At 54.6% G+C, this 26,548-nt stretch carries 27 protein-coding genes and 2 pseudogenes; 9 read left to right on the top strand and 20 right to left on the bottom strand.

Translation table 11 applies throughout. The features are described 5' to 3' along the window. Window positions 1-38: 38 nt before the first annotated feature. The 4 genes from V5P19_RS16930 to mutY all read right to left on the bottom strand — a co-directional run bounded on the left by V5P19_RS16930 (window position 39) and on the right by mutY (window position 3,995). Window positions 39-1,295: a nucleoside permease gene (locus V5P19_RS16930; protein ID WP_334405319.1), complete on the bottom strand. Its 1,257-nt coding sequence runs from the start codon at window positions 1,293-1,295 to the stop codon at window positions 39-41. Between the two features lie 215 nt (window positions 1,296-1,510). After that, window positions 1,511-2,587, bottom strand: coding sequence for a membrane-bound lytic murein transglycosylase MltC (gene mltC, locus V5P19_RS16925; RefSeq protein ID WP_334405382.1), 1,077 nt, complete (start codon window positions 2,585-2,587; stop codon window positions 1,511-1,513). Between the two features lie 56 nt (window positions 2,588-2,643). Beyond that, a complete protein-coding gene (locus V5P19_RS16920; RefSeq protein WP_334405317.1) occupies window positions 2,644-2,916 on the bottom strand; it encodes an oxidative damage protection protein in 273 nt (90 codons plus the stop codon). Window positions 2,917-2,942: 26 nt separating this feature from the next. Continuing rightward, window positions 2,943-3,995 carry an A/G-specific adenine glycosylase gene (mutY, locus tag V5P19_RS16915; RefSeq protein ID WP_334405315.1) on the bottom strand — a complete coding sequence of 351 codons (1,053 nt, stop codon included), beginning with the start codon at window positions 3,993-3,995 and terminating at the stop codon, window positions 2,943-2,945. A gap of 144 nt (window positions 3,996-4,139) precedes the next feature. Here mutY and trmB point away from each other — a divergent pair, with 144 nt between their 5' ends. The 3 genes from trmB to V5P19_RS16900 are packed head-to-tail and all read left to right on the top strand — an operon-like array spanning window position 4,140 to window position 5,958. Continuing rightward, window positions 4,140-4,859: a tRNA (guanosine(46)-N7)-methyltransferase TrmB gene (trmB, locus tag V5P19_RS16910; RefSeq protein ID WP_334405312.1), complete on the top strand. Its 720-nt coding sequence runs from the start codon at window positions 4,140-4,142 to the stop codon at window positions 4,857-4,859. Further along, window positions 4,859-5,185 carry a YggL family protein gene (locus V5P19_RS16905; protein WP_334405311.1) on the top strand — a complete coding sequence of 109 codons (327 nt, stop codon included), beginning with the start codon at window positions 4,859-4,861 and terminating at the stop codon, window positions 5,183-5,185. The genes trmB and V5P19_RS16905 overlap by 1 nt, the downstream gene beginning before the upstream one ends. A 56-nt stretch (window positions 5,186-5,241) precedes the next feature. After that, window positions 5,242-5,958 carry a DUF2884 domain-containing protein gene (locus V5P19_RS16900; protein ID WP_334405309.1) on the top strand — a complete coding sequence of 239 codons (717 nt, stop codon included), beginning with the start codon at window positions 5,242-5,244 and terminating at the stop codon, window positions 5,956-5,958. Window positions 5,959-6,031: 73 nt separating this feature from the next. Here the strand turns inward: V5P19_RS16900 and V5P19_RS16895 are convergent. From V5P19_RS16895 to V5P19_RS16870, 6 genes and pseudogenes are all read right to left on the bottom strand, one after another. Next, a pseudogene (locus V5P19_RS16895) lies at window positions 6,032-6,367 on the bottom strand (endonuclease domain-containing protein); the annotation flags it as partial. A 63-nt stretch (window positions 6,368-6,430) separates the two neighbouring features. Continuing rightward, window positions 6,431-7,573: a radical SAM family heme chaperone HemW gene (gene hemW, locus V5P19_RS16890; RefSeq protein WP_334405307.1), complete on the bottom strand. Its 1,143-nt coding sequence runs from the start codon at window positions 7,571-7,573 to the stop codon at window positions 6,431-6,433. Further along, the gene (locus V5P19_RS16885; RefSeq protein WP_334405305.1) at window positions 7,566-8,159 is read right to left on the bottom strand and encodes an XTP/dITP diphosphatase; all 594 of its coding nucleotides are present in this window, start codon (window positions 8,157-8,159) and stop codon (window positions 7,566-7,568) included. Before V5P19_RS16885 ends, hemW begins: the two co-directional genes overlap by 8 nt. 3 nt (window positions 8,160-8,162) lie before the next feature. Continuing rightward, window positions 8,163-8,459 (bottom strand): DUF167 family protein YggU, encoded by a 297-nt coding sequence (yggU, locus tag V5P19_RS16880; RefSeq protein WP_334405303.1) that lies wholly within the window; start codon window positions 8,457-8,459, stop codon window positions 8,163-8,165. After that, on the bottom strand, window positions 8,456-9,022 hold the full coding sequence (locus V5P19_RS16875) for a YggT family protein (RefSeq protein WP_334405301.1): 567 nt from the start codon (window positions 9,020-9,022) through the stop codon (window positions 8,456-8,458). The genes yggU and V5P19_RS16875 overlap by 4 nt, the downstream gene beginning before the upstream one ends. A 21-nt stretch (window positions 9,023-9,043) precedes the next feature. Next, entirely contained in the window at window positions 9,044-9,745 is a 702-nt protein-coding gene (locus V5P19_RS16870; RefSeq protein WP_334405299.1) for a YggS family pyridoxal phosphate-dependent enzyme, read from the bottom strand. 17 nt (window positions 9,746-9,762) lie between these two features. Between V5P19_RS16870 and V5P19_RS16865 the strand changes: the two genes are divergently transcribed. Further along, entirely contained in the window at window positions 9,763-10,743 is a 981-nt protein-coding gene (locus V5P19_RS16865; protein ID WP_334405297.1) for a type IV pilus twitching motility protein PilT, read from the top strand. Between the two features lie 10 nt (window positions 10,744-10,753). Here V5P19_RS16865 and ruvX read toward each other — a convergent pair whose 3' ends face one another. From ruvX to metK, 8 genes are all read right to left on the bottom strand, one after another. Beyond that, the gene (ruvX, locus tag V5P19_RS16860) at window positions 10,754-11,170 is read right to left on the bottom strand and encodes a Holliday junction resolvase RuvX (RefSeq protein WP_334405295.1); all 417 of its coding nucleotides are present in this window, start codon (window positions 11,168-11,170) and stop codon (window positions 10,754-10,756) included. Next, window positions 11,170-11,730, bottom strand: coding sequence for a YqgE/AlgH family protein (locus tag V5P19_RS16855; protein WP_334405293.1), 561 nt, complete (start codon window positions 11,728-11,730; stop codon window positions 11,170-11,172). The genes ruvX and V5P19_RS16855 overlap by 1 nt, the downstream gene beginning before the upstream one ends. Window positions 11,731-11,820: 90 nt before the next feature. Next, window positions 11,821-12,765: a glutathione synthase gene (gshB, locus tag V5P19_RS16850; protein ID WP_334405291.1), complete on the bottom strand. Its 945-nt coding sequence runs from the start codon at window positions 12,763-12,765 to the stop codon at window positions 11,821-11,823. A gap of 19 nt (window positions 12,766-12,784) precedes the next feature. Then, entirely contained in the window at window positions 12,785-13,516 is a 732-nt protein-coding gene (rsmE, locus tag V5P19_RS16845) for a 16S rRNA (uracil(1498)-N(3))-methyltransferase (protein ID WP_334405289.1), read from the bottom strand. A 52-nt stretch (window positions 13,517-13,568) separates the two neighbouring features. After that, the gene (gene endA, locus V5P19_RS16840) at window positions 13,569-14,276 is read right to left on the bottom strand and encodes a deoxyribonuclease I (RefSeq protein ID WP_334405288.1); all 708 of its coding nucleotides are present in this window, start codon (window positions 14,274-14,276) and stop codon (window positions 13,569-13,571) included. A gap of 94 nt (window positions 14,277-14,370) precedes the next feature. Then, complete coding sequence (locus V5P19_RS16835; RefSeq protein ID WP_334405286.1) at window positions 14,371-14,868, bottom strand: SprT family zinc-dependent metalloprotease; 498 nt, start codon at window positions 14,866-14,868, stop codon at window positions 14,371-14,373. 60 nt (window positions 14,869-14,928) lie between these two features. Next, window positions 14,929-16,326 carry a galactose/proton symporter gene (galP, locus tag V5P19_RS16830; RefSeq protein WP_334405284.1) on the bottom strand — a complete coding sequence of 466 codons (1,398 nt, stop codon included), beginning with the start codon at window positions 16,324-16,326 and terminating at the stop codon, window positions 14,929-14,931. A 351-nt stretch (window positions 16,327-16,677) separates the two neighbouring features. Beyond that, window positions 16,678-17,832, bottom strand: a complete 1,155-nt coding sequence (gene metK, locus V5P19_RS16825) for a methionine adenosyltransferase (protein ID WP_334405283.1) — start codon at window positions 17,830-17,832, stop codon at window positions 16,678-16,680. A 479-nt stretch (window positions 17,833-18,311) separates the two neighbouring features. On the opposite strand from metK, the pseudogene V5P19_RS16820 reads away from it, so the two are divergent. The 4 genes and pseudogenes from V5P19_RS16820 to speB form a co-directional block, all read left to right on the top strand. Further along, window positions 18,312-18,401 (top strand): annotated as a pseudogene (locus V5P19_RS16820) (hypothetical protein); the annotation flags it as partial. A 94-nt stretch (window positions 18,402-18,495) separates the two neighbouring features. After that, on the top strand, window positions 18,496-18,627 hold the full coding sequence (yqgB, locus tag V5P19_RS16815; protein ID WP_334405281.1) for an acid stress response protein YqgB: 132 nt from the start codon (window positions 18,496-18,498) through the stop codon (window positions 18,625-18,627). An 8-nt stretch (window positions 18,628-18,635) separates the two neighbouring features. Then, entirely contained in the window at window positions 18,636-20,612 is a 1,977-nt protein-coding gene (gene speA, locus V5P19_RS16810; protein ID WP_334405279.1) for a biosynthetic arginine decarboxylase, read from the top strand. A 209-nt stretch (window positions 20,613-20,821) separates the two neighbouring features. Continuing rightward, on the top strand, window positions 20,822-21,742 hold the full coding sequence (gene speB / locus V5P19_RS16805) for an agmatinase (protein ID WP_334405278.1): 921 nt from the start codon (window positions 20,822-20,824) through the stop codon (window positions 21,740-21,742). A gap of 51 nt (window positions 21,743-21,793) precedes the next feature. Here the strand turns inward: speB and V5P19_RS16800 are convergent, their stop codons facing one another. Together V5P19_RS16800 and V5P19_RS16795 are read right to left on the bottom strand one after the other, a co-directional pair. After that, window positions 21,794-23,062: an OprD family outer membrane porin gene (locus V5P19_RS16800; RefSeq protein WP_334405277.1), complete on the bottom strand. Its 1,269-nt coding sequence runs from the start codon at window positions 23,060-23,062 to the stop codon at window positions 21,794-21,796. A gap of 210 nt (window positions 23,063-23,272) precedes the next feature. After that, window positions 23,273-24,031 (bottom strand): M48 family metallopeptidase, encoded by a 759-nt coding sequence (locus V5P19_RS16795; RefSeq protein ID WP_334405275.1) that lies wholly within the window; start codon window positions 24,029-24,031, stop codon window positions 23,273-23,275. A gap of 272 nt (window positions 24,032-24,303) precedes the next feature. Between V5P19_RS16795 and tkt the strand changes: the two genes are divergently transcribed. Continuing rightward, window positions 24,304-26,295 (top strand): transketolase, encoded by a 1,992-nt coding sequence (gene tkt, locus V5P19_RS16790; RefSeq protein ID WP_334405272.1) that lies wholly within the window; start codon window positions 24,304-24,306, stop codon window positions 26,293-26,295. The last annotated feature ends 253 nt before the right edge of the window (window positions 26,296-26,548 follow it).

Below are 26,548 nucleotides of genomic sequence, written 5' to 3'. Positions count from 1 at the left end.
GCAAGCGTAGCGCCACCGGGCTAAAAAGGCACTCAAGATCAGTGTGCGATCGGCTGCGCACCGTTCGGCACGCGAACGTGCTTGTACTTGAACAGCGCGATAAACGCGAAGAACAGCACCAGCGAGTACGCGGCGAAGATCAGCCACACTGGCTGCCAGTTGGTGATGCCGTTGGTGGTGTACATCTCAACCACCTTACCGCTCACCACACCGCCCAGAATACAGCCGAAGCCGTTGGTCATCATCAGGAACATACCCTGAGCGCTGGCGCGAATTTCAGGCTTCACTTCTTTTTCTACAAACACCGAACCCGAGATGTTGAAGAAGTCGAAGGCGCAGCCGTAAACAATCATCGACAGAACCAGCAGCACGGTGCCGAACGGGCTTGGGTCGCCGTAAGCGAACAGACCGAAGCGCAACATCCATGCCGCGATGCTGATCAGCATGACGTTCTTGATGCCGTAGCGGCTCAGGAAGAACGGGATGGTCAGGATGAACAGCGTCTCAGAAATCTGAGAGATGGACATCATCACCGAGGCGTGTTCAACGATAAAGCTGCCGGCAAACAGCGGGTTGTTATCGAAGCTGTGCAGGAAGGTATTGCCGAACATGTTGGTGATTTGCAGTTCCGCACCCAGCAGCATGGAGAAGATAAAGAAGATCGCCATGCGTTTGTTTTTGAACAGCGCGAACGCATCCAGACCGAGCATTGAACTCCAGCTCTGGTTCTTCTGCTGGTTTGACACTGGAATGTGCGGCAGCGTCAGGGTGAACAGTGCCAACACTACGGAGAGCGCTGCGCCGATATAGAGCTGCATGTGGCTCAACTCAAAGCCTGCGAAGCTCACGCCCCACATCGCCATGATGAAGCCAATGGTGCCCCAGATACGGATAGGCGGGAAGTCAGTCACGATATCCAACCCCGCAGACTTAATGCGGTGGTAGGAGATGGTGTTGATCAGGCCAAGCGTTGGCATATAGGCCAGCGAGTTCAGCAGGATCACCATGAACATCGCCCCCGGCGTGGTGACGCCGGCCGCCATAAACAGCGTCCCCGCGCCTACCAGATGGCAAAGCATGTAGAGCCATTTCGCACTTAACCATTTATCCGCCACGATACCGAGCAGCGTTGGCATGAAAACAGCCGCAATACCGAGCGAGCTGTAAACGGCACCGATAGACGCACCATCGAACTTGAGCGTCACAAACATATAGGAGCCGAGTGTGGTGAGCCAGCTACCCCACAGGCAGAACTGCAGAAACGACAAGATTTTAAGCTGCAGCTTAAGGTTCATGTTACTTTCCTCACAAGTGAGCGGGAGATATGTTGTTTTGGGAACATTCAGGGTTGTTATTTGATGCAATTCTATCAGTTGGCAACGATATGTTTTGTTACCTCCCGCAAAAAAATGCAATCCACATTAATTTGCAGTTTGGATTGTGATGCAAATAACATTTTCGTATGGATGAGGGGGAGAACACCTTCTCCCGGCAGGAGAAGGTGTTCTGATTAGCGGCGACGGTAGGTTTTCTGCGCCGTGTTCACTTTATAAAGATACCGACGTGACTCTGCCGATGGGTGACGGGTGGTCAGCGTCGTGTAGACATCGCCTGGCGCCATGCTGTTAATGATATTGGCAGCCTGCACCTTGTCGCTTGAGAAGACGCGCAGCACGCTACCTGCACCGCCGTTGTAGGCGGTAATCACCGCATAGCGGCGTGACGTTGGGTTATCAATACCGCCGAGATAGACATTGTTGAGCATCGCCAGGTAGGCGGTACCGGTATCAATGTTGCTCTGCGGATCGAACAGATAGCTGCGGCTCGGGGTGCCCGATTTACCCTGCGAACGGAATACATCTTTACCGGCGCTATGCTGAACGACCTGCATCAAACCCAGCGCGTCAGAACGGCTTACCGCATACGGGTTAAAGGACGATTCGGTCTGCATAATGGCCAGGATAAGCGACTCATCCACGCCATATTTGCGCGAGGCCTGACGCACCATGCCCAGATACTTATGCGCACGTTTGTCGAGGTGGTTCGGTACCAAATTGATGGTGACGCTGTAGATAATCTTCAGGCCATTCGTACGGCTCTTCAGGCGCGTTTGCAGCAGGTAATCCGCGAATTTCGTCGCACGGCCTTCCCAGCGGATAGGCTGACCGGTGTTATCGACGACCTGCCCGTACAGGAACGGCTCTTTGGAGATCGTGACGTCGTCGGCATCGGAGTAAAGATCGATAGATCCGGGATCGTCACCCATTAGCAGGGTTTTGATAATCGCCTGGCGAAGATGTGCCGCAGGTTCAGTGCCCGCAATGGTCTCAATGGTGATCGTACCGTCATCAAAGTTGATGTGGCTACGGGTCTGATAGGCGTCGGTGTACTTAACGTAGTCCTTAGGTCCGGCAATAAGAACTTCGTTAAATCCCCATATGTTTTCGATGTTGTGGGCAAACTGCCCCATCAAAATGTCAAAACCGTTGGTGTCCTTGACCCAGGCTTCGTTGTAATCATCGCCTTTTTTTGACGAACACGAGACAAGCAACGGCGCAACAAGGGCTAGCGCTAAAAGTTTTTTCATCATTCCGGGAGTGCGTGTTGTGTTTGCTTTAACGGCGGGGTTGCCCCCGCACGCAGTTATTTTTCCGGCGGCGTATAGCCTTCGATGTGCACGTCTTTGCCTTCAAACAGGAAGTTCACCATCTCCTGTTCCAGCAATTTCCGGTGTTCCGTATTCATCATGCTGAGTTTTTTCTCGTTAATCAGCATGGTTTGCTTTTTCTGCCACTGTCCCCAGGCGTCTTTGGAGATCTCGTTAAAAATGCGCTTACCCAGATCGCCCGGGTAGAGCTGGAAGTCCTGGCCTTCAGCGTCACGCTGCAGGAAAGTACAAAAAATCGTTCTGGCCATACTCATTCCTCTTTTTCTGACCGATGCTAAATCATTGCACCGGCACGTAATTGCTGTAACAGGCGCTCCACGGGAGCCGCCAGCCCGACTGACGGCGGTTGCGCTAAGTTATACCAGAGAGCCGTTCCTTCATCCATGCAGGAGGTGGATGAGGACACGGGAAGCCACATTGGCACAATATCCAGGTGGAAATGGCTAAAGGTATGGCGAAATGCAGTCTGTTGCGTGAGATTATCGGCAGCAATGCCGCGCTGTTTAAGCCATTCACGCAGTAAATCTTCATCTTCAAACTGTGGGAAGCAGTATAGACCACCCCACAGGCCACTCGGTGGACGTTGGGCGAGAAACACCTCATCACCCCGCTGCATCAACAGCATATAGCCAGTGCGTTCCGGCAGCGTCTGTTTTGGCTTCTTACCCGGGTATTGCGCCCACGAATGGTTGGCGTACGCTACGCAAAGATCATTGACCGGGCAGAGTTCGCATTTGGGTTTTGAGCGCGTGCAGACCATCGCACCGAGATCCATCATCGCCTGATTAAACCGTTCGACGCCCTTGGCCGGGGTAAGCTCTTCGCTGATCTGCCACAGGCGTTTTTCGACCTCTTTTTTTCCCGGCCAGCCGTCAACCGCATAACAGCGTGCAAGCACGCGCTTGACGTTACCGTCGAGGATCGGGAAATGTTTGCCTAAAGACAGAGAGAGAATGGCGCCCGCGGTTGAGCGCCCGACGCCGGGTAAATCCGCCACCTCGTCGAACGTTTCCGGGAACTTACCCTTGTGGTGCGTCGCGACCTGCTGTGCGGCTTTGTGCAAATTGCGCGCACGGGCGTAGTAGCCAAGCCCTGTCCACAGGTGCAGCACCTCGTCTAACGGGGCATTTGCCAGATCGGTTACCGTCGGAAAGCGCGCCATAAAACGCTCAAAATATGGGATGACCGTGGCGACCTGCGTTTGTTGCAACATCACCTCGGAGAGCCATACTTTGTAAGGCGTTTTTTCAATTTGCCAGGGCAGGGTTTTGCGCCCGTATTTGTCGTACCAGTCCAGCACCTGGGCTGAAAATTGAGAGGCTTGCATGTTCATCGATTCGTATAATCAGGGACGCAGATTGCAGCACAGCCCCCCTCTGCTGTAAACCGGATCTTTCCCATGCTTGCATAGAAGCCTTAACTTTGGATAATGCCCGTTTCCTGAACATTCTCACAAGCAGACAACTCTTTTATGAAAAACGACGTCATTTCACCGGAATTTGATGAAAACGGTCGCCCGCTGCGCCGTATTCGCAGCTTTGTCCGCCGTCAGGGTCGCCTGACAAAAGGGCAGCAACACGCGCTGGACAACTACTGGCCGGTGATGGGCGTTGAGTTCACTGAACAGCCAGTCGACTTTGCCGAACTGTTTGGCCGCGAAGCGCCTGTGACGCTGGAAATCGGTTTTGGTATGGGCACGTCTCTGGTGACCATGGCAAAAGCGCGTCCAGAGCAAAACTTCCTCGGCATTGAAGTTCACTCTCCGGGCGTAGGCGCTTGCCTGGCAATGGCCCACGAAGAGGGCGTTGAGAACCTGCGCGTGATGTGTCACGACGCGGTGGAAGTGCTGCACAAAATGATTCCTGACAATTCTTTGAACATGGTTCAGCTCTTTTTCCCTGACCCGTGGCACAAAGCACGTCATAATAAACGCCGTATCGTTCAGGCACCGTTTGCAGAGCTGCTGAAAAGTAAGTTAAAGCTTGGCGGCGTATTCCATATGGCGACCGACTGGGAACCTTATGCGGAACATATGCTGGAAGTGATGTCGTCTCTGGATGGCTATAAAAACCAGTCTGCAAGCAACGACTATGTACCGCGTCCGGATTCACGTCCGGTCACAAAATTTGAACAGCGTGGCCATCGTCTTGGTCACGGTGTATGGGACTTAATGTTCGAGAGGGTGAAATAATGGCGAAGAATCGTAGCCGTCGTCTGCGTAAAAAGATGCACATTGAAGAATTCCAGGAAGTGGGCTTCTCTGTTGCCTGGCGTTTCCCGGAAGGGACCAGCGTTGAGCAGATCGATCAGGACGTTGATGCGTTTATCAACGAGGTGATCGAGCCAAACAAGCTGGCCTTTGATGGCAGCGGTTATCTGGCGTGGGAAGGTCTGATCTGCACCCAGGAAGTCGGTAAATGCACCGAAGAACATCAGGCACTGGTACGCAAATGGCTTGAAGACCACAAGGTGGAAGATGTCCGCGTCAGCGAACTTTTCGACGTTTGGTGGGACTAATAAAGCAGTCAAGGGCCAGCATTAGCTGGCCCATTTTGTCTGAGGGAGTGTTTAAGATGCGCAAAACGTTGCTGGCTGTTGCTTTAATGGCAATCGGAACCACCGCCCATGCGGATTATAAATGTAGCGTCACCCCGCGTGACGACGTGGTCTTAAGCCCGCAAACCGTGCAGGTCAAAGGCGAAAACGGCAATCTGGTGATCACCCCGGACGGTAACGTCACGTTTAACGGCAAACAGCAAAATCTGACCGCTGCCCAGCGAGAGCAGGCGAAAGATTATCAGGCCGAGTTGCGTACTGCGCTGCCATGGATTAACGACGGTGCACTGACGCGCGTTGAAAAGAGCCGCGTGGCGCTGGATAAGATCATCACTAAAGAGGTGGGTGAGAGCAGCAATATGCGCACCCGTCTGACCAAGCTGGATAAACAGCTGAAAGAGCAGATGAACCGAATTATCGAGAATCGCACCGACGGTCTGACGTTCCACTATAAAGCGATTGATGAAGTGCGTGCCGACGGCCAGCAGCTGGTGAACCAGGCGATGGGCGGTATTCTGCAGGACAGCATCAACGAAATGGGTGCGAAAGCTGTGCTGAAAGGCGGCGGTAACCCGCTGCAGGGCGTTCTGGGTAGCTTGGGCGGCCTGCAGACGTCGATTCAGAACGAGTGGAAGAATCAGGAAGATGATTTCCAGCAGTTTGGCAAAGACGTGTGCAAACGCGTGGTGTCGCTGGAGGATAGCCGTAAGGCGCTGGTGGGGACGCTGAAGTAAGTTCTCTGTGCGCTGGGCCCCTCACCCCGACACTCTTCCCAGGGGAGAGGGGGTAATCGTACCCTCTCCCTGTGGGAGAGGGTATCAGGCTCTGCAGTCGTTGCAATATAACCATCATCACTTCCTCCTCATTTGCCCTAAATTCATTATTCCAGAACCGCAAAACGTCCCAGCGGTTTGCGTTTAAGAACGCGGTTCTTCGTAAGTCATACGCCTCTTTTTCCTGATGTTGCCCACCGTCCAGCTCAACGCTCAGCTTCGCCTTAAAGCAAGCAAAATCGACGATATACGTGCCAACCTGCATCTGGCGGCGAAACTTATACCTACAGAAGTGGCGACCTCTGAGCAAATACCAGAGGCGTAATTCTTCAGGCGTCATTCGTTTGCGGAGTTGTTTTGATTTGTCCATCCACACACTCTGCCAGCCTTTCCCTCAGCCGGCAGAACGGGATGCGAAATGCTGAATCAGCCTTCAGGAATCTTCGGCGAGAAACAGCTCAAGAAGGGAGTTTAAGAACAGTTTGCCGTGCTCGGTAATCTGCCAGTATTCCTCACATTCCGTGAGATACCCCTGCGCCAGCGCCTCGTCAATTTGTGGACGAATCACTGACTCCGGCAACCCGGTGTATCGCGCAAACTCTACTCGGGGTGCGGCTTCCAGCAGGCGGAAACGGTTCATAAAGAACTCAAACGGCTTATCCACCGTCTCGACATCGTGCTGTCGTTCCAGGTAACGCCCCTCCATATATCCACGCGGATGGCGAGTCTTAGCCGTGCGCAGAATGCGCCCGTCCGGGAAGGTCACTTTGCCATGCGCGCCGCAGCCGATTCCCAGATAGTCGCCAAAGCGCCAGTAGTTCAGGTTGTGCTGACACTGGTAGCCCGGCTTCGCGTACGCGGACGTTTCGTATTGCTGATAGCCCGCGGCAGTTAAAAGCTGGTGGCCCTGCTCAAAAATATCCCACAGCGCGTCGTCATCCGGCAGCACTGGAGGGCGAGAGCCAAACAGCGTATTGGGTTCAATGGTGAGCTGATACCACGAAAGGTGCGGCGGATTCAGCTCAATGGCCTGACGGAGATCGTCCAGCGCCTCTTCCAGCGACTGGTCAGGCAGACCGTGCATCAGATCGAGGTTAAAGCTGCGCAGACCCAGCCCTGTTGCCAGATTTGCAGCACGCTTAGCCTCTTCCGGGCCGTGAATACGCCCCAGACGTTTTAACTTCGGCTCGCTAAAGCTCTGCACGCCGATGGAGATACGGTTCACGCCCGCACGCTGATAATCGACAAAACGGTCGGCCTCAACGGTCCCGGGGTTGGCTTCCATTGTAATTTCAGCATCCGCTGCCAGATTCAGGCGTGCTCGCACGCCGTCCAGCAGCGTTTGCATCGCCGGGCCTGATAGCAGGCTCGGCGTACCGCCACCAATGAAAATGGTCTTCACTTCACGTCCCTGTGCGTAAGGTAAATCGGCATCCAGATCGGCCAGCAGATGCGCAACGTAATCATCATGCGGCACTTCGCCCTTCAGCGCGTGCGAGTTGAAATCGCAGTACGGGCACTTCTGCACGCACCACGGGATGTGAATATAAAGACTCAGAGGTGGCAGATTAGCCATTACGTAATGCTTCCAGTAACAGTTTCAATGCGCGTCCACGGTGTGAAATCGCGCTTTTCTCTTCGCGGGTCAGCTCCGCAGCGGTTTTGCCCTCAGTTGGGACAAAGAAAATCGGGTCATAGCCAAAGCCGCCGTTGCCCGCCGCTTCGCGGGTTATCACTCCCGGCCAGCTGCCGTGGCAGACGATAGGCGTTGGGTCTTCTGCGTGACGCATATAGACCAGAACGCAGTGAAACTGCGCGGATCGCTGTTCGTCAGGCACATCTTTCAGTGCGACAAGTAGCTTTTCGAGGTTTTGCTGGTCGGTGGCATCAACGCCTGAATAGCGCGCGGAGTAAATCCCCGGCGCACCACCAAGAAAATCGACGGCCAGGCCGGAGTCGTCGGCAATCGCGGGCAGGCCGGTAACCTGCGCAGCATGGCGTGCTTTCAGGATCGCGTTTTCGATAAACGTCAGTCCGGTCTCTTCGGCAGAGTCCACGCCAAGTTCGGTCTGGGCGACCACATCCAGCCCAAAATCATTTAATAGCGAGGCCAGCTCGCGCACTTTACCGGCGTTACCGGTAGCGAGAACAACTTTCTGCATGGTCTAGTCCTGTTCTGTCAGAGCCGCGACTTCCGTCGGGATAGCGTGCGGATTGAGGATTTTTACCTGTTTATGCCGCCCGAGTTCACCTTTTTCAATGATGACCTGGCTTTTGGCGACACGAAACTGTTTTGCCAGATATTTGGTCAGGTGTGCATTCGCCTGGCCATCAACCGGTGGAGCAGTGATGGCGACTTTTAACTCGTCGCCATGCAGCCCTACAATAGCGTCCCGGCTGGCTTTGGGCTGAATATACAGCCGTAAAACCAGCCCGTCAGCGCAAGTGCTTACTGCACTCATAGCGCCATCCACAGCCCCGGCAGCAGCATGTTGCCTGTCGCCTGCAACAACTCGGCGATCCCCATGTTAGCCACATACAACAGCAGTACGAGGATCATAGGTGAGAAGTCGATACCGCCCATAGACGGGAGCAAGCTGCGAATCGGACGCAGCAGGGGTTCTGCCAGCTGAATCAGGGCGTATTCCACCGGGCTGCGGCCCCGGCTCACCCAGCTCATGATCGCCATGACCATGAGTACCCAGAAGATCAGCAACCCAACGGTTTTGATCAGAATCAGTACGGCAGCAATCCAGATAATCGGCTGGAAGGTAATGACCATAAACAACACGATCGCTTTGATAACGCTAAGAATAAACGCCATCAGCAGAGACGAGCTGTCAATCGGGCCCATTGCCGGAATAATACGGCGCAGCGGCCCCACAACAGGTTGTGTGATTTTCACGACAAACTGCGAGAACGGATTGTAAAAATCACAGCGGGCCCACTGCATCCAGACGCGAAGTAAAAGCGCCATCGTATACAGCTCAATGACCGTTGAGAGCAGGAAAGTCAACGTCTTCATGGCGTTCCTCAGGTTTCCTTATTATTTGGTGTAATCGCGCGCACCGAAAATTGCCGTGCCGATGCGCACCATCGTGCTGCCTGCCGCTATAGCGGCTTCCATATCATCCGACATGCCAAGAGAAAGCGTGTCTACCGATTCGTAGCGCGCCTTAAGCGCCTCAAATGCTACCGCCATTTGCTGTGCCACGGCAAACTGCCTTTCATAACTTGACTCAGGTGCCGGGATGGCCATTAAACCACGCAGGGTTAAGCGTGGCAGAGCGGCCACTTCTGCCGCCAGTGCGTCCAGTTCGCTCAGTGCAATCCCGGACTTGCTGTTCTCATCACTGATATTGACCTGAATCAGTACGTTAAGCGCTGGCAACTCGGCCGGGCGCTGCTCGTTCAGGCGCGTGGCAATACGCAGACGATCGACGGTATGGCACCAGTCGAAGTGCTCGGCCACCAGGCGGCTTTTGTTCGACTGCAATGGACCAATAAAGTGCCACTGCAGGTCGGTATTCCCCCGCTCGGTGAAGTGGCGAATTTTGTCCACGCCTTCCTGGACGTAGTTTTCACCAAACGCACGATGACCGGCGTCAATCGCTTCTGCGATAGCGCTCGCAGGCTTGGTTTTGCTCACTGCAAGCAGCGTAATTTCTTCTGAAGCACGACCGCAACGTGTTGCAGCGGCTGAGATTTTGTCCCGGACCTGTGCCAGGTTATGCGCGATGTCGTTCATTTTCCGAGGAGTAGTCTATGGATGTGGAAGAAATTGTGGCCCTTAGTGTAAAGCATAATGTCTCCGATCTACACCTGTGCCGTGATTCCCCTCCGCGCTGGCGCAGGTTAGGGCGGCTTGAACCGGCACCGTTTCCGCCGCCCGATGTCGACGCGCTATTAAAAGCCTGGCTCAACGATGAGCAACAAGGAGCGTGGTGGGCTAATGGACAGGTCGATTTTGCCGTAACCGTTGCGGGAAACCAACGCCTGCGCGGAAGTGCGTTTAGCCACATGAAGGGCGTTTCGATAACGCTGCGGTTACTGCCGGTAACGTGTCCGCAGCTTGCGTCCCTGGCCGTACCGCGGGTGATCCCTGAACTGTTATCCCATGATAACGGACTGATTCTGGTGACGGGCGCCACCGGCAGCGGTAAATCGACCACCCTCGCGGCGATGGTGGATTTCCTTAATCATCATACTGACGGTCATATTCTGACGCTCGAAGACCCGGTGGAATTTGTCTATCAGAGCGAACGTTGCCTGATTCAGCAGCGGGAGATTGGCCAGCACAGCCCGTCCTTTGCATCGGCGCTGCGTAGCGCGCTGCGCGAAGATCCGGACGTCATTCTGCTGGGGGAACTGCGGGATAGCGAAACCATCCGCCTTGCGCTGACGGCGGCGGAAACCGGCCATCTGGTGCTGGCGACGCTGCATACGCGCGGTGCATCGCAAGCCGTTGAACGGCTGGTGGATACCTTTCCTGCACAGGAGAAAGATCCAGTGCGTAATCAGCTGGCAGGGAGTTTGCGGGCGGTACTGGCGCAAAAGCTGCGCCCGGATGCTCACGGCGGGCGCGTGGCGCTTTACGAACTTTTAGTGAACACGTCAGCTGCCGCAAATCTCATCCGGGAAGGTAAAACGTGGCAGCTGCCCGGCATCATACAAACGGGACAGCAGGCGGGTATGCAGAATTTTGAGCAAAGCCTGGCAGAGCGGCGGGCGCAGGGGCGTCTGTAGGCCCCGACGCTCAGTAACCCTGTTCGAAATAGCTTTCGAGGATGATGACCGCAGACGCAGAATCCACGCTGCCTTTGTTCAGCGCGCGGAACCCCCCGTGTTCAAACAGGCCAGCGCGCGCTTCGACGGTGCTCAGTCGTTCGTCGTGCAGCTTGACTGACACGCCAAAGCGGCCGTGGATTTTATTGGCGAACTTACGCGCACGGGCGGTGAGGGGTTGTTCTGTGCCGTCCATATTCAGCGGTAATCCGACAATTACGTCGTCTGGCTGCCACTCCTTGAGCAAACGCTCGATAAGGTTCCAGTCCGGCGTGCCGTCGTTGGCTTTTAGCGCAGAGAGAGGGCGAGCCGTGCCGGTGATTCGCTGGCCAACGGCGACGCCGATACTCTTGGTGCCAAAATCAAACGCCAGAAGTGTTCCGCTCATTATGCGTGCCCCGCGACGCCTGGCATGGTCAGAATATCAATGCCAATCAGTTTCGCCGCGTCGCGCCAGCGGTCAGCAATCGGGGTTTTAAACAGGATGTTCATGTCTGCAGGCGCGGTAAGCCAGGCGTTATCGAGGATCTCCTGCTCAAGCTGGCCTTTCTCCCATGAGGAGTAACCCAGCGCAACAAGCACTTCGGAAGGCTGCGCCGCGGTGCCGAGCGTTTCGAGCACGTCGCGAGACGTTGTGACCACGGTATTATCCGAGATACGAATACTGGAGGAAAAGATCGGCGGTGTATGAAGGATAAATCCACGATCTTCTGCGAGGGGGCCGCCCAACATCACCGGTTTATCAAGACGGACCTCCGGCAAACGCTCTTCAGCGGAGATTTTCAACTTGTCCAGAATCCCTTCAACCTGAAGGTTTTCCAGCGGCTTGTTGATGATAATCCCCATCGCGCCGTCTTCATTGTATTCACAAATATAGACCACTGCGCGACGGAAGATCGGGTCCTGGAGAGCAGGCATGGCAATAAGAAAGTGATGCTGTAAATTCATTGTCAGAGGTACTGTTTCCTGGTTTAAAAAGCGACAGCCCCAGTATGCGGAGAAAGCCGGGCGCTGTCACTAACAGTATTGGTCAGTTATTTAGGCGATACGCTTTTCGATGGCGTCCATCAGCATTCCGGTGATCGAGACCGGGAATTCCGCCTCAATTTCGCGAATACAGGTTGGGCTGGTGACGTTCACTTCGGTAAGACGATCGCCAATGATGTCCAGACCGACGAAGATGAGGCCTTTGGCTTTAAGCGTTGGGCCAACGCGGCGGGCAATCTCCCAGTCGCTTTCAGTCAATGGACGCGGTTCGCCACGACCACCGGCCGCCAGGTTTCCACGGGTTTCGCCACCCTGCGGAATACGCGCCAGGCAGTAAGGCACGGGTTCGCCGTCCACCACCAGAACACGTTTGTCGCCATCGACGATAGCAGGTAGATAGTTCTGCGCCATACAGTAACGTGTCCCCAGCTCGGTCAGCGTTTCGGCAATAACGCCAATGTTTGGGTCGCTCTCTTTCACGCGGAAAATAGACGCACCGCCCATTCCGTCCAGCGGCTTCATGATGATGTCGCCGTGCTTCTGCCAAAATTGTTTCAGCTGTGCTTTGCTGCGGGTGACAAGCGTTTCAGGCGTCAGGTCTGAGAACCATGCGGTGTAGAGCTTCTCATTACAGTCGCGCAGGCTCTGCGGCTTGTTGACGATCAGCGTCCCTTTTTCTTCTGCGCGCTCAAGGATATAGGTGCAGTAGATAAACTCGGTATCGAAAGGGGGATCTTTGCGCATCAGGATCACATCGAGATCGGCAAGCTGGATATCCTGCTCGTCACCGAATGCATACCATTTGTCGTAGTTCTGCTCGACGTTAACGATGCGGGTACGGGCACGGGCTTCACCGTTGATCAGGTAGAGATCGTTCATCTCCATATAGTGAAGCTCATACCCGCGACGCTGCGCTTCCAGCAGCATAGCGAAGCTGGAATCTTTCTTGATGTTGATGTTTGCGATGGGGTCCATCACGATGCCGAGCTTGATCATTTTTCTCTCCAATAATGCGTCAACCCAGATCGCCAAACCGTACCTGAAGCGCGGTAATGGCTGTGAGTGCCGTTGTCTCAGTGCGCAGAACGCGAGGTCCCAACAGAATATCAGTAAACTGGTAACGTGCGGTCATGGCAATTTCGTCTGCCGACAGGCCGCCTTCCGGGCCAATCAGCAGGCGTACCCGTTCAACGGGGAGCGGCAGCGTATTGATGCTGGCGCTGGCACGGGGATGAAGATTGAGCTTAAGCCCGTTATCGTCTTCAGCGCACCAGTCCTCCAGGTCCATCGCCGGGCGGATTTCCGGAATACGGTTGCGGCCACTCTGTTCACAGGCTGCGATGGCAATTTTCTGCCACTGCTGAATCTTTTTGTTCAGACGTTCCGCATCCAGTTTAACGCCACAGCGCTCAGAAAAAAGTGGCGTAATGAGGCTTACACCCAGTTCAATGGATTTCTGAATCGTGAACTCCATCTTTTCACCGCGCGACATCACCTGGCCCAGATGAATGTGAAGGGGCGATTCACGGTCATCCACGTTGCCGCGCAGCACATTCACATGCACGCTTTTTTTGTCGGCACGCGTTATTTCAGCGTCAAAAACCTGATTGGACCCGTCAAACAGTTGAACCGCCTGGCCCGCGCCCATGCGCAGTACGCGGCCAACGTGGTTCGCCGCTTCGTCAGACAGGGCGATTTCACGGCCCGCCGTTATCAGTTCAGGATGGTAGATGCGAGGAATGCGCATAGTCAGAAATTCCATATGTGATGCGGTGTATGCTAATGGTCGCTAGTGTAGGTTAGCTCTTTTGCGCCTGGCAAGCCCGCTGGACGTAAGGGTTATGATTCCCCTGTACTTTGGCAATACGCTCGTCGCGCTGACATTCCCACTCCGTTACCGGGTACTGCTTGTCCCAGGCATTGAACAACTGCGTCTGCTGCCGGGATAGATTGAGGTCGTAACGGTCGCGCATATAGAAGTAGGTGCGGGCAATGCTGCCGCGCGCGCGGGCAGGTGGCTCGGCGACTTTATCTTTGAAATCCACCTTCATGCCGCACTGACCATACTGGCCTTCGCCACCGTTCCACTGGCTATACATGAAGTTACCGCGATCGCCATTCACTTCACCCACTGCCGGCTGCAGGTTGTGCATGTCGCTTTCTATCTGGCGATAAACCGGATCTTTGGCACAGTTTTTACGCCCGCCATCCTGCCAGCACTGACGCTGATGGCCAAACTGCCATGCTGGAACCACATGTTCCCATTCGATTCGGCTGGCGCGGTTCTCGTTTTTACGCACCTTATAGCCACAGGATTCAAGGTCTACAATGCCTTTTTTTCCCTGCCAGTTAATCTTACATCCGCAGTAGAAATCGCCCGGCACGTCGGCGTTAACCTTAACACCTGCCGTTTTAGCCTGAGAAAAACTGTTGATACCTTCGGCCAGCGCGTGGCCGGAGAGTGCCGTCGCGAGAAAGGCAACCGCGAGAGAAAAATTACGGGACATCTTACACTCCGTGTCAAAACGAGCCCGCAACGTAACGAATGTTGTTCCTGTATGCAATCAGTCAGATCAGGAAAGTTCCTGAAAGTTCTAATGATTATTCCGCAACCAGCGGTTCGCCGCATTTAACGCAGCGGTAGGTCGCTTCGCCGCGTACGATGCGATTATGACGACGAACGGTGAGCTGGTGCTGCTGGCACCGGCAGCGATAGGGGAAGGTATTACGGCGAACCGATTCCAGCTCAAACTGATGGGTTCTGCGGGCTGGAACGCCGAGTACGGCTTCCATCATCCACTTCCACTCTTTCCCGTGCGGCGCCACGCGGCCAAAGTGCTTCCACACCAGCAGATGCGCAAGCTCATGCGGAACCACTTCGTTAATAAATGCCTGTTGGTTTTCCATCATCAGAACCGGATTGAGGCGGATCTCATAGGATTCCAGCCAGGCCGTACCGGCAGCGGTGCCGCGCTGTTGATAGACAAGCTTAGGTTCGGGGTAGTTGCGGCCAAGCTTCAGGTTTGCCTGGGCGAGTTTTTCCCGCAGGCTGCGCATAACGGCTTGCTGAAGGGCGATGGGAAGACGGGGAGCTTTCATAGGGGCAGAGCATAAAGCGGGAAGCGGGGAGGCGCAAGAGGCGCCTCCCCGGCAGTACGATCAGTCGTGTGCGCCAATTTCGCGCAATGGACGGCCTTTCATCAGGTTACGTTCGATATGTTCCAGCGACACGTGTTTGGTTTCTGGAACCAGCCAGATAGTCAGAACGATAAAGAACAGGTTAAGACCGGAGTAAACCCAGAAGGTATTGGCATTACCCAGGTTATTAAGCATGGTCAGGAAGGTTGCGCCGACAATCATGTTGGCAATCCAGTTGGTCGCGGTAGAGCAGGTGATACCAAAATCACGCCCTTTCAGCGGCTGAATTTCAGAGCAGAGAACCCAAATCAGCGGGCCGGCACTCATCGCGAATCCAACGATAAACATCAGCAGCATGGCGACGGCAAAGTACTGTGCAGACGGAGAGTGAATGCCCACATGCATCATGGTGCCGAGTACGCCCATCCCTACAGCCATCACCAGGAAGCCCAGCGTCAGCGTTGGCTTACGTCCCCAGCGGTCAACCAGACCGATGGCGATAAAGGTGGCCAGTACGTTGGTCAGACCCACGATAACCGTGCCCCACATCTGTTCGGTGGTATTGGTATAACCCGCCAGTTCGAAGATTTTAGGCGCGTAATACATGATGACGTTCATTCCGGTGAACTGCTGCATGACCTGCAGAAGCACGCCCAGAAACACCGCGCGGCGGAAGTTGCTGTTCTCTTTGAACAGGGCCCAGCCGGACTGTTTGACCTTCAGGCTTTCGCGGATCTCTTCCAGCTCGTTTTTTGCTTCTGCGCTGGTGTCGCGCAGGCGCAGCAGCACGCGTTCGGCGTCGTGGAAACGGCGCTTGGCGGCAAACCAGCGCGGGCTGTCCGGCAGGAAGAAGACGCCAATCAGCAGCAGGATGGCGGGGATGATAATGACACCGAGCATCCAGCGCCATGCGCCGCTGTAGCTAAACGCGGTATCAGAAAGGTAAGCACCTAAAATACCGATGGTGATCATCAACTGATACATGGAGATCATGCTGCCGCGGATTTTCTCCGGTGCAATTTCGGAGAGGTAGAGTGGAGCGGTATATGACGCCACGCCCACGGCCAGGCCGAGCAGCACGCGAGACACCAGCAGCACTTCAACGTTCGGGGCTGCAGCAGAGAACAATGACCCGGCTACGAACAGGATCGCACCGATCATCAGGCTCTTTTTACGACCCAGTTTGAACGAGAGCCAACCGCTGCCCACGGCACCGACGGCTGCGCCGAACATCATCGAACTGACCACCCATTCCTGGGTGTGAGCGCTGATCTGAAACTCATCGGTGATGAAGGGTAATGCACCGGCAATCACGCCGATATCCAGGCCAAAGAGTAATCCTGCCAGGGCAGCGAGGAAGCAGACGAAGAATGTCATCGCCTTATTGGACGTACGCCCCTGTTTTTTATTGTCAGGCATTATGCCCTCCAGTTGGGTTATCAATTTTATCAATGTTAAGGGTAAGTGAGGAACCCGTAAAAATATGTGAGACAAATCACATTGGTGTAATCGGTTACACTGATGTGCAACTGTAAATGTAATTAAAGCTTTGAAAATATAGAGGGAAATGAGTTGATGCGCATCGCGTTTATCTCAATTTCAGACTTAACTGAAATGAAATGTAACAGCAGAAGAAATACGATCATGCAAAGAGATTATTCTGAAAGCGAGGTTTATAGAGTGGGGTGTAAGCGGTTCCAAATATTACCATCATCCGGCATAAAAAAGGCCAGCACAAAGGCTGGCCTGTTTAACGCTACTGTCAGTCGGTTATTTCAAACCGGCAGCTTCACGCAGCAGAGCGGCTTTGTCGGTTTTTTCCCATGGGAAATGTTCGCGACCAAAGTGACCGTATGCAGCGGTTTCTTTGTAGATTGGGTGCAGCAGATCCAGCATCTGAATCAGGCCGTATGGACGCAGGTCGAAGAACTCACGCACCAGCAGGGTCAGCTGCTCTGAAGGCACTTTCTCAGTACCGAACGTTTCAACCATGATGGAGGTCGGTTCTGCCACGCCAATGGCGTAGGACACCTGAATCTCACAGCGGTCAGCCAGGCCTGCAGCAACGATATTTTTCGCAACATAACGTGCAGCGTAGGCAGCAGAACGGTCCACTTTAGACGGATCTTTACCGGAGAATGCGCCGCCACCGTGACGAGCCATGCCGCCGTAGGTATCAACGATGATTTTACGGCCGGTCAGGCCGCAATCGCCCATTGGGCCGCCGATAACGAAGCGTCCGGTTGGGTTGATGAAGTATTTGGTTGCAGCGCTGAGCCACTCTGTCGGCAGCACCGGCTTGATGATCTCTTCCATCACTGCTTCCTGCAGGGATTTCTGATCGATATCTTCGGAATGCTGGGTTGACAGAACTACGGCATCAATACCCACGATTTTGCCGTCGTCATACTGGAAGGTGACCTGGCTTTTTGCATCCGGACGCAGCCACGGCAGAGAGCCGTTTTTACGCACTTCAGCCTGACGCTGCACCAGACGGTGTGCGTAGGTAACCGGCGCTGGCATCAGCACGTCGGTTTCGTTGGTTGCATAGCCAAACATCAGGCCCTGATCGCCCGCACCCTGTTCCAGCGGATCGGCGCGGTCAACGCCCTGGTTGATGTCTGGAGACTGTTTGCCAATGGCGCTCAGTACTGCGCAAGAGTTGGCATCAAAACCCATATCAGAATGCACATACCCGATCTCACGCACCGTGTTACGGGTGATCTCTTCGATATCAACCCATGCGCTGGTGGTGATCTCACCGCCGACCAGAACCATGCCGGTTTTGACATAGGTTTCACACGCTACGCGCGCTTTAGGATCCTGGGTCAGGATCGCATCCAGCACCGCATCGGAAATTTGGTCAGCAATTTTATCAGGATGTCCTTCTGATACGGACTCGGACGTAAACAGGTGTTTTGCCATGTTTTATTTCACCTAAAAGGAATTTGGTTAGCTCAAGCTGCTGTGTGGAATAGCCAATGGAGATAATTCTACCAAGGCCTGCAGGTTTTTGACACTGGCAGTCTGAGTGTTAATCGGTATGGATGGATTAACATCTGGACGTCTATTTTAGGTCACTTCTTCACCCCATTTCCAGTTTTTTTTGACTTACCTCTCACCCTGTTGAAATCAACGATGGAAATATTTCCTGACGGTACTGGCAACCCGCGCATTTTTGTTTTGCTTTTTAGCCGCCTTCTCGGTATAAAACGCGGCGCGCGGCTCATACAAAAAAAGCGCTCGATGAACTCATCGTGTCGCCACTTCCAGCCGGGTTAAGCAGTGAACTTTTAGCTTTGGCTTGTGGTCCGTTTCAGCAGAGGCGGCCGTGGAGGTGATACGAGATAATGAACCATCGTTTTCCGTTAATTCAGCGCAGCCGTTCTGGCGTGCATCTGATTCCCGCAACCCGCATTTCTAGTCTGCAAACCTGCCGATGTTATACCCATCTCGGCGCTTCTCAGAATTCCAGGGCCGGTTACGCTTTGTGAAAACTGAACAAGGGCGCTCTTGTTAATACAAGAGTTATCTCGTGGTTTCGCCGAACCTTGTCATACAGAGTTCGGATACGTGTTTTACAATGATATGAATAAGAAACCGGTCGCACGGCCTGGATTTCAGCATACTCTGCTGGGAAACGTAGCCGTTTATGGGTTGTTATCGCCGTGTAACGCTGCGATAGTAGTCAACTGTTTTACACTTAATACAAAGAGTTGAGGTTCGCTATGTCTGACGACATGTCTTCTTTTTCGCCTTCGTCAGCGGGCGAACAGGGTGTACTACGTTCTATGCAGGAGGTTGCGATGAGCTCCGAGGAAGCCAGCAAGATGCTGCGCACCTACAATATTGCCTGGTGGGGCAATAATTACTACGACGTCAACGAACTGGGCCACATTAGCGTCTGCCCGGATCCCGACGTCCCTGACGCGCGCGTGGATCTCGCCAAACTGGTGAAAGCCCGTGAAGCGCAGGGCCAGCGTTTGCCTGCACTGTTCTGCTTCCCGCAGATCCTGCAACATCGCCTGCGTTCTATAAACGCCGCGTTCAAGCGTGCGCGTGAATCCTACGGCTATAAAGGCGACTACTTCCTGGTTTATCCGATCAAGGTCAACCAGCACCGCCGCGTGATTGAATCCCTGATCCATTCCGGCGAACCGCTGGGGCTCGAAGCGGGTTCAAAAGCGGAGCTGATGGCCGTTCTGGCACACGCGGGCATGACCCGGTCGGTGATCGTCTGTAATGGCTATAAAGACCGTGAATACATTCGTCTGGCGCTGATTGGCGAGAAGATGGGCCACAAGGTCTATCTGGTTATCGAGAAGATGACCGAAATTGCAATCGTGCTGGAAGAAGCCGAGCGTCTGAACGTGATCCCACGCCTTGGCGTGCGTGCGCGTCTGGCATCACAGGGGTCCGGTAAATGGCAATCCTCTGGCGGCGAAAAATCCAAGTTCGGCCTGGCGGCGAACCAGGTGCTGCAGCTGGTGGAGATCCTCCGCGAGCGCGGTCGTCTGGACAGCATTCAGCTGCTGCACTTCCACCTCGGTTCGCAGATGGCCAACATTCGCGATATCGCGACCGGCGTACGTGAATCCGCACGGTTTTACGTTGAGCTGCACAAGCTTGGCGTGAATATTCAGTGTTTCGACGTGGGTGGCGGCCTGGGCGTGGACTACGAAGGGACCCGCTCGCAGTCTGACTGCTCCGTGAACTACGGCCTGAACGAATACGCCAACAACATCATCTGGGCGATCGGCGACGCCTGTGAAGAGAACGGCCTGCCGCACCCGACGGTGATCACCGAATCCGGTCGCGCGGTGACCGCGCACCATACGGTGCTGGTCTCTAACATTATCGGCGTTGAGCGCAGCGAAACTACCGAAGCGACGCCTCCGGCAGATGATGCCCCGCGTTCCCTGCAAAGCATGTGGGAAACCTGGCAGGAAATGCATGAGCCGGGTACGCGTCGTTCCCTGCGCGAATGGCTGCACGACAGCCAGATGGACCTGCACGACATTCACGTGGGTTATTCTTCAGGCACCTTTAGCCTGCAGGAGCGCGCGTGGGCGGAGCAGCTGTATCTGAACATGTGCCATGAAGTGCAGAAACAACTCGACCCAAGCAACCGCGCGCACCGTCCGATCATCGACGAGCTGCAGGAACGTATGGCGGATAAAATTTACGTCAACTTCTCGCTGTTCCAGTCTATGCCGGATGCCTGGGGTATCGATCAGCTGTTCCCGGTTCTGCCGCTGGAAGGGCTGAACCACGCGCCGGAACGCCGTGCAGTGCTGCTGGACATCACCTGTGACTCAGACGGCGCTATCGATCACTATGTAGACGGTGACGGTATCGCGACCACCATGCCAATGCCGGAGTACGACCCGGAGAATCCGCCAATGCTGGGCTTCTTTATGGTCGGTGCGTACCAGGAGATCCTCGGCAACATGCACAACCTGTTCGGCGATACCGAGGCGGTTGACGTGTTTGTCTTCCCTGACGGCAGCGTGGAAGTTGAGCTGTCCGACGAGGGGGACACCGTGGCGGACATGCTGGAATACGTTCAGCTGGATCCGAAAAAACTACTCACCCAGTTCCGCGATCAGGTGAAAAACACCGGTCTGGACGATGCATTGCAGCAGCAGTTCCTGGAAGAGTTTGAAGCGGGTCTGTACGGGTACACTTATCTGGAAGACGAGTAGGAAACCTCCCTCTCCCGCCGGGAGAGGGTTGGGATGAGGGCATCAGACCGTACAATGCCCTATACTCTCTTGAACCCGCATGCATTACCGGCGATAATTCGCCCCAATTAGCGATTTACGAATCAATCCCTTCCTCGTCGGGTTTAACGACGCGGAGGGGATTTTTTTTCATCTGTTTTTAATGTATCGACTTTAAAAGAGGTCAGGACATGAGCACTTTAGGTCATCAGTACGATAACTCTCTGGTATCTAACGCGTTTGGTTTTTTACGCCTTCCGATGAACTTCCAGCCTTACGACAGCGACGCTGACTGGGTCATCACGGGCGTGCCGTTCGATATGGCCACGTCTGGCCGTGCCGGTGGTCGCCACGGCCCTGCGGCAATCCGTCAGGTATCGACTAACCTGGCCTGGGAGCATAACCGCTTCCCGTGGAACTTCGACATGCGCGAGCGCCTGAACGTGGTGGACTGCGGTGACCTGGTGTACGCCTTCGGCGACGCGCGTGAGATGAGCGAAAAACTGCAGGCGCACGCCGAAAAGCTGCTGGCTGCCGGTAAGCGTATGCTCTCCTTCGGCGGTGACCACTTCGTGACTCTGCCACTGCTGCGCGCTCACGCGAAACACTTCGGTAAAATGGCGCTGGTGCACTTTGATGCGCATACCGACACCTACGCGAACGGCTGTGAATTTGACCACGGCACCATGTTCTTCACCGCGCCAAACGAAGGCTTGATCGATCCTAACCACTCCGTGCAGATCGGTATTCGTACCGAGTTCGATAAAGACAATGGCTTTACCGTACTGGATGCAGGACAGGTGAACGATCGCGGTGTGGACGACATCATCGCGCAGGTTAAGCAGATCGTCGGTGATATGCCGGTTTACCTGACCTTCGACATCGACTGTCTTGACCCTGCGTTTGCACCGGGCACCGGTACGCCGGTGATCGGCGGCCTGACGTCCGACCGCGCCATAAAGCTGGTGCGCGGCCTGAAGGATCTCAACATCGTCGGTATGGACGTTGTCGAAGTGGCTCCGGCTTACGATCAGTCTGAAATCACCGCGCTGGCCGCGGCGACGCTGGCGCTGGAAATGCTCTACATCCAGGCGGCGAAAAGAGGCGAATAAGCCTCACGTGATGTGAAAAAAACCTCTCCATGGAGAGGTTTTTTATTGTCTTCAGAACACGTTAAACGGATATTCCACGTAAGCGCGGATCTCATCCCCGCCCACGTTATAGTCGCTGGCGTTGCTGGAAACGCGCAGCACGGAATAGCGCAGCTTCAGCTTCAGGTCTTTGGCCGGGCCATCCTGCACCTGGTACTGGATCTGGTTAAACCACTCATGCTCTTTGCCGTTGCTGGTTTCGGCGGTTTTAATGTTATCGCCGCGCACGTAGGCCGTGGTCCAGCTCAGCCCCGGCAAGCCAAGGCCGCCGAAGTCCAGACCGTAAGACGCCTGCCATGAACGCTCGTCTTCGCCGTTGAAATCAGACCAGTAAGAGTTTGCCAGCCAGATGGTATTACCGCCGTCACCCACGCCGCCCTGGTCGCGGTAGCCGCCGTAGTTGTAACCGGTGCTGCCGCTGCTCTGCTGGTATGCTACTTTGAAGGTATGAATATCCCAGATGTAGCTCGCCGCCAGGCTCCAGATGGCGTTACTGCGCCCGGTATCCAGGCTGTCTGCGTAACCTTGATTCAGACGGGAGTTATAACCGTTAAAGTCGAGCACCAGCTGTTGCCCGGTGTTGAAGGGCTGTTTGAAGTTCATGCCCAGATACTGCTTGTTCATCACCTCTTCAACGTGAGAGGCATACAGCGCGCCACTGAACTGGTCGTTGAACTGATAGCTCGCACCGCCGAAGGAGAGGCTCTTCAGGCCGCTGTTGTGGCGGTCGTCACTTTTACGCTGCTGGTCGGTGAAGTAACCGGCGTTCACGTCCAGTCCGTCGATCTCTTTCGACGTCAGCATCGTGCCGGTGTAGCTTTCAAACAGCAGGCGCGAGCTGTCGGCATTCACAATAGGTAATTCCGGGCGCTGGTTGCCGTAGCTCAGCACGGTATTGGAGATACGCATTTTGGCTGTTGCGCCAAACTTCGCCAGGTCGGATTTTGCACGTCCATCGTCTTCCTGTTTAAAGAAGTCGATGCCGCCCGCGCCGCTCTTGCCGCGGCCGCCGTCCAGACGGACGCCATATTGGGCGATACCGTCCACGCCAAAGCCCACCAGCCCTTCGGTATAGCCTGACGAAAAGGTCGCAATAATTCCCTGACCCCATTCGGCTTTATCCTGCTGGCCCTGATGATAATCGCGGCTGATGTACGCGTTGCGTAAAAACAGATCCAAATGGCTGTCGTTAATAAAACCCTGGCTGTCTGATTGTTGGCTTGCAACGGCGGGTAATGCGGCGAATAAGCCTAAAGCAACTAACGATAATTCTTTTTTCACGGAGGGAACGTCTCTGTCTTGATATATTAAATTGGAGTGCTGCGTGCGGGATAATTACCCGAATATTTACCGATTGCAATAACTATGTGACGAGACGTTTCAGGGGCAGGGTGTTGATTTGGCAGGGATTCTGGCGGTGTTATCGATACGTGCGGTTAAGTTAACAATTCATGCGAAATAAAAAGGAGGCAAATATGCCTCCTGATAAAATCATTTAATTCCGTCTGCGGCCATTCGATCGCGAATATGCTGTGCGCGCTCAACCGATGCCGGGTGATCGTCGAACATGGAGCTTTGACGGCCTGCTTCCAGTTTTGCCAGTTTTTCGAAGCTGGTGGCTAAGCCGGATGGATTAATGCCGCGTTTGCGCAACAGATCATAAGAATAATCGTCGGCCTCTGATTCCTGACGCTGGGAGAACTGGGAGTTAACCAGCTTCTCGCCCATATCGCCAATCTGGGACTGGGACAGGCTGCCGACAACACCACCCGCCGAGGCCGCTGCCGCACGGACGGCGTTGGTGCCCAGTGCGACCTGCATGCCTTTCTTCACGTGACCGAGGGCAACGTGGCCCATTTCGTGGCCGATGACCGCTTCGACTTCGTTGTCGGTCATCATATCCATCAGCCCGCTGTAGACGCGGATACAGCCGTTTGCCATCGCGAAGGCGTTAACGTCTTTTGCCACGTACACCTTATAGTTCACCGGTTGGCCGTTGATGTTGTCACCCAGCGCAGAGGCAATCTTATTCAGACGCTGCGTATAGGTGCTATTGGCCGGAGCAATAGTCGCTTTTGCATCCATATCTTTACAGGCCTGGTCGCTCAGGGTTTTCACCTGCTCGTCGCTCAGAGAGTAAGCCTGAAAGGCTTCTGCGCCTGAGGACATCAGGCCATTAGAATCCATATTCTGACAGCCGCTCAGCAGGAGCGTTGTTCCCAGGGCCAGCACTATTGCACGCATTTTCATGAGAAGGCTTCCGTACTCGTTAATCTGAATAAAATCTGAAAAGTGCACCGTCAGCGAAGCCGGTGTTGGGCTAAGTATAAGGAATATCTACAGGGGGGGGCGAGCGGATTGCGCAACATGCGAGCATGATCCAGAGATTTCTTAAGATGCAAAAGAATGCTCCATGTACATGACTTGCGGCTTGGGTTACATTGTTGGCACTTTTTTCCGGCGTAGCCCAAAACGCGCTGTCGTCAAGGGCATGGCCTTTAACAGTCCGATCTGGAGTTAAAATGTCCTCACGTAAAGAGCTTGCTAATGCTATTCGTGCGCTGAGCATGGATGCAGTACAGAAAGCCAAATCCGGCCACCCGGGCGCCCCTATGGGTATGGCTGATATCGCCGAAGTCCTGTGGCGTGACTTCCTGAACCACAACCCGCAGAACCCAGCCTGGGCTGACCGCGACCGTTTCGTCCTGTCTAACGGCCACGGCTCAATGCTGATTTATAGCCTGCTGCACCTCACTGGCTACGATCTGCCAATCGAAGAGCTGAAAAACTTCCGTCAGCTGCACTCCAAAACTCCAGGTCACCCGGAAGTGGGTTACACCGCTGGCGTAGAAACCACCACCGGCCCGCTGGGTCAGGGTATTGCTAACGCAGTGGGTATGGCGATTGCCGAGAAGACCCTCGCGGCGCAGTTCAACCGTCCGGGTCATGACATCGTCGATCACTTCACCTATGCATTCATGGGCGACGGCTGCATGATGGAAGGCATTTCTCACGAAGTGTGCTCCCTGGCTGGTACCCTGAAGCTGGGCAAACTGGTTGCGTTCTATGACGACAACGGTATCTCCATCGACGGTCACGTTGAAGGCTGGTTCACTGACGACACCGCAGCACGTTTCGAAGCCTACGGCTGGCACGTTGTGCGTGGCGTTGATGGTCACGATGCTGACTCGATTAAACGTGCCGTTGAAGAAGCGCGCGCGGTAACGGATAAGCCGTCCCTGCTGATGTGCAAAACCATCATCGGCTTCGGTTCTCCGAACAAAGCAGGTACCCACGATTCTCACGGCGCACCACTGGGCGATGCGGAAATCGCACTGACCCGCGAAGCGCTTGGCTGGAACCACCCTGCATTCGAAATCCCGTCTGACATTTATGCACAGTGGGATGCTAAAGAAGCCGGTCAGGTTAAAGAAGCGGCCTGGAACGAGAAGTTCGCTGCCTATGCGAAAGCGTTCCCACAGGAAGCGGCTGAGTTTACTCGCCGTATGAAAGGCGACATGCCGTCTGACTTCGACGCGAAAGCGAACGAATTCATCTCTAAGCTGCAGGCGAATCCATCTAAAATCGCTAGCCGTAAAGCGTCCCAGAATGCGATCGAAGCCTTTGGTCCTTTGCTTCCAGAATTCCTGGGCGGCTCCGCTGACCTGGCTCCATCTAACCTGACTATCTGGTCGGGTTCGAAAGCGATCAACGAAGACGCTGCCGGTAACTACATCCATTACGGTGTACGTGAATTCGGTATGACCGCGATTGCGAACGGTATCTCCCTGCACGGTGGTTTCCTGCCGTATACCTCTACCTTCCTGATGTTTGTAGAGTACGCGCGTAACGCTGTACGTATGGCTGCGCTGATGAAACAGCGTCAGGTGATGGTCTACACCCACGACTCAATCGGTCTGGGTGAAGATGGCCCGACTCACCAGCCGGTTGAGCAGGTTGCTTCTCTGCGTGTGACCCCAAACATGAGCACATGGCGCCCATGTGACCAGGTTGAATCCGCGGTGGCGTGGAAGTACGGCGTTGAGTGTCAAGACGGCCCGACCGCACTGATCCTCTCCCGTCAGAACCTGGCCCAGCAGGATCGTACCGAAGAACAGCTGGCGAACATCGCGCGCGGTGGTTACGTGCTGAAAGATTGCGATGGCCAGCCTGAGCTGATCTTCATCGCCACCGGTTCTGAAGTTGAACTGGCTGTTGCGGCATGGGATAAGCTGTCTGCCGAAGGCGTTAAAGCGCGCGTGGTTTCCATGCCGTCTACCGATGCGTTCGACAAGCAGGATGCTGCATACCGTGAGTCCGTGCTGCCTAAAGCTGTCTCTGCACGTGTAGCTGTAGAAGCGGGTATCGCAGATTACTGGTTCAAATATGTTGGCCTGAACGGCGCCATCGTCGGAATGACCACCTTCGGTGAATCTGCTCCGGCAGAGCTGCTGTTCGAAGAGTTCGGCTTCACCGTTGAGAACGTTGTCGCGAAAGCGAAAGCACTGCTGTAGCTGTTCGTTAGGTGCGGGCTGGTGCCTGCACCCCAATCCTCTCCTACCTGGAGAGGATGAAATACTCAAAACGGTAACCTTTCGGTTACCGTTTTGCATTTACCTCGCTGTAAATTATTCCATCGAAAATGTGACGCAAGTCATATAGCTGGCTTATAGCGCTGGACTGACATTCCTTTTATTCCTCTTTTCGCTTACTCTAGCTGAAGCGTTTCAGTCGATGATATGTTCGACATTTGACCAATCAATCGCA

It is taken from the genome of Enterobacter sp. UNJFSC 003 (assembly GCF_036903355.1).
Taxonomy (GTDB): Bacteria; Pseudomonadota; Gammaproteobacteria; order Enterobacterales; family Enterobacteriaceae; genus Enterobacter.
The sequence above is the reverse complement of the archived record's forward strand: the minus strand, read 5'-3'. Positions and strand labels throughout refer to the sequence as shown.

Excerpts from the sequence above, each read along its gene's own strand:
- V5P19_RS16930 (WP_334405319.1), bottom strand. The coding sequence starts at position 1,295 with ATGAACCTTAAGCTGCAGCTTAAAATCTTGTCGTTTCTGCAGTTCTGC.
- mltC (WP_334405382.1), bottom strand. The coding sequence starts at position 2,587 with ATGAAAAAACTTTTAGCGCTAGCCCTTGTTGCGCCGTTGCTTGTCTCG.
- V5P19_RS16920 (WP_334405317.1), bottom strand. The coding sequence starts at position 2,916 with ATGGCCAGAACGATTTTTTGTACTTTCCTGCAGCGTGACGCTGAAGGC.
- mutY (WP_334405315.1), bottom strand. The coding sequence starts at position 3,995 with ATGCAAGCCTCTCAATTTTCAGCCCAGGTGCTGGACTGGTACGACAAA.
- trmB (WP_334405312.1), top strand. The coding sequence starts at position 4,140 with ATGAAAAACGACGTCATTTCACCGGAATTTGATGAAAACGGTCGCCCG.
- V5P19_RS16905 (WP_334405311.1), top strand. The coding sequence starts at position 4,859 with ATGGCGAAGAATCGTAGCCGTCGTCTGCGTAAAAAGATGCACATTGAA.
- V5P19_RS16900 (WP_334405309.1), top strand. The coding sequence starts at position 5,242 with ATGCGCAAAACGTTGCTGGCTGTTGCTTTAATGGCAATCGGAACCACC.
- hemW (WP_334405307.1), bottom strand. The coding sequence starts at position 7,573 with ATGGCTAATCTGCCACCTCTGAGTCTTTATATTCACATCCCGTGGTGC.
- V5P19_RS16885 (WP_334405305.1), bottom strand. The coding sequence starts at position 8,159 with ATGCAGAAAGTTGTTCTCGCTACCGGTAACGCCGGTAAAGTGCGCGAG.
- yggU (WP_334405303.1), bottom strand. The coding sequence starts at position 8,459 with ATGAGTGCAGTAAGCACTTGCGCTGACGGGCTGGTTTTACGGCTGTAT.
- V5P19_RS16875 (WP_334405301.1), bottom strand. The coding sequence starts at position 9,022 with ATGAAGACGTTGACTTTCCTGCTCTCAACGGTCATTGAGCTGTATACG.
- V5P19_RS16870 (WP_334405299.1), bottom strand. The coding sequence starts at position 9,745 with ATGAACGACATCGCGCATAACCTGGCACAGGTCCGGGACAAAATCTCA.
- V5P19_RS16865 (WP_334405297.1), top strand. The coding sequence starts at position 9,763 with ATGGATGTGGAAGAAATTGTGGCCCTTAGTGTAAAGCATAATGTCTCC.
- ruvX (WP_334405295.1), bottom strand. The coding sequence starts at position 11,170 with ATGAGCGGAACACTTCTGGCGTTTGATTTTGGCACCAAGAGTATCGGC.
- V5P19_RS16855 (WP_334405293.1), bottom strand. The coding sequence starts at position 11,730 with ATGAATTTACAGCATCACTTTCTTATTGCCATGCCTGCTCTCCAGGAC.
- gshB (WP_334405291.1), bottom strand. The coding sequence starts at position 12,765 with ATGATCAAGCTCGGCATCGTGATGGACCCCATCGCAAACATCAACATC.
- rsmE (WP_334405289.1), bottom strand. The coding sequence starts at position 13,516 with ATGCGCATTCCTCGCATCTACCATCCTGAACTGATAACGGCGGGCCGT.
- endA (WP_334405288.1), bottom strand. The coding sequence starts at position 14,276 with ATGTCCCGTAATTTTTCTCTCGCGGTTGCCTTTCTCGCGACGGCACTC.
- V5P19_RS16835 (WP_334405286.1), bottom strand. The coding sequence starts at position 14,868 with ATGAAAGCTCCCCGTCTTCCCATCGCCCTTCAGCAAGCCGTTATGCGC.
- galP (WP_334405284.1), bottom strand. The coding sequence starts at position 16,326 with ATGCCTGACAATAAAAAACAGGGGCGTACGTCCAATAAGGCGATGACA.
- metK (WP_334405283.1), bottom strand. The coding sequence starts at position 17,832 with ATGGCAAAACACCTGTTTACGTCCGAGTCCGTATCAGAAGGACATCCT.
- yqgB (WP_334405281.1), top strand. The coding sequence starts at position 18,496 with ATGAATAAGAAACCGGTCGCACGGCCTGGATTTCAGCATACTCTGCTG.
- speA (WP_334405279.1), top strand. The coding sequence starts at position 18,636 with ATGTCTGACGACATGTCTTCTTTTTCGCCTTCGTCAGCGGGCGAACAG.
- speB (WP_334405278.1), top strand. The coding sequence starts at position 20,822 with ATGAGCACTTTAGGTCATCAGTACGATAACTCTCTGGTATCTAACGCG.
- V5P19_RS16795 (WP_334405275.1), bottom strand. The coding sequence starts at position 24,031 with ATGAAAATGCGTGCAATAGTGCTGGCCCTGGGAACAACGCTCCTGCTG.
- tkt (WP_334405272.1), top strand. The coding sequence starts at position 24,304 with ATGTCCTCACGTAAAGAGCTTGCTAATGCTATTCGTGCGCTGAGCATG.